Raw genomic sequence first — 1,434 nt, 5'->3', positions numbered from 1 at the left:
CCTCTTTTGGGCGAAGTGGTTGATGCCATGCTTCCAGGAAAAACTTCTAAGCTTCAGATATGATCGAACCGTACCCCAAACCGACACAGGTGGTCAGGTAGAGAATACCAAGGCGCTTGAGAGAACTCGGGTGAAGGAACTAGGCAAAATGGTACCGTAACTTCGGGAGAAGGTACGCCGGTTAGTGTGAAGGACTTGCTCCGTAAGCATTGATCGGTCGAAGATACCAGGTGGCTGCGACTGTTTATTAAAAACACAGCACTCTGCAAACACGAAAGTGGACGTATAGGGTGTGACGCCTGCCCGGTGCTTGAAGGTTAATTGATGGGGTTAGCGCAAGCGAAGCTCTTGATCGAAGCCCAAGTAAACGGCGGCCGTAACTATAACGGTCCTAAGGTAGCGAAATTCCTTGTCGGGTAAGTTCCGACCTGCACGAATGGCGTAACGATGGCCACACTGTCTCCACCCGAGACTCAGTGAAATTGAAATCGCAGTGAAGATGCTGTGTATCCGCGGCTAGACGGAAAGACCCCGTGAACCTTTACTATAGCTTCACAGTGAACTTTGAACCTACTTGTGTAGGATAGGTGGGAGGCTTTGAAACCGAGACGCTAGTTTCGGTGGAGCCAATCTTGAAATACCACCCTGGTACGTTTGAGGTTCTAACTCAGGTCCCTTATCGGGATCGAGGACACTGTGTGGTGGGTAGTTTGACTGGGGCGGTCTCCTCCCAAAGAGTAACGGAGGAGCACGAAGGTGTGCTCAGCATGGTCGGAAATCATGCATAGAGTGTAAAGGCAAAAGCACGCTTAACTGCGAGACAGACACGTCGAGCAGGTACGAAAGTAGGTCTTAGTGATCCGGTGGTTCTGTATGGAAGGGCCATCGCTCAACGGATAAAAGGTACTCCGGGGATAACAGGCTGATACCGCCCAAGAGTTCACATCGACGGCGGTGTTTGGCACCTCGATGTCGGCTCATCACATCCTGGGGCTGAAGCCGGTCCCAAGGGTATGGCTGTTCGCCATTTAAAGTGGTACGCGAGCTGGGTTTAGAACGTCGTGAGACAGTTCGGTCCCTATCTGCCGTGGACGTTTGAGATTTGAGAGGAGCTGCTCCTAGTACGAGAGGACCGGAGTGGACGAACCTCTGGTGTTCCGGTTGTCACGCCAGTGGCATTGCCGGGTAGCTACGTTCGGACGGGATAACCGCTGAAAGCATCTAAGCGGGAAGCCTCCCTCAAGATAAGATCTCACTGGAACTTAAGTTCCCTAAAGAGCCGTTCGAGACTAGGACGTTGATAGGTTGGGTGTGTAAGTGCTGTGAGGCATTGAGCTAACCAATACTAATTGCTCGTGAGGCTTGACTATATAACACCAAAGTAGCTTTAGATAAGCGAAAGGATACGGTTTAAAACTTGATACACGTTATTTC

Annotated in this window: 1 rRNA gene; it reads left to right on the top strand. The window is 50.8% G+C overall.

Annotated features, from left to right (window positions below):
- Positions 1–1,370 (top strand): 23S ribosomal RNA (locus tag ACYVGZ_RS03240); the annotation flags it as partial.
- Between the last annotated feature and the right edge of the window lie 64 nt (positions 1,371–1,434).

Source organism: Marinomonas epiphytica, from assembly GCF_054780655.1.
Note: the sequence above shows the minus strand (reverse complement) of the source record. Positions and strands in the feature narration are given on the sequence as shown.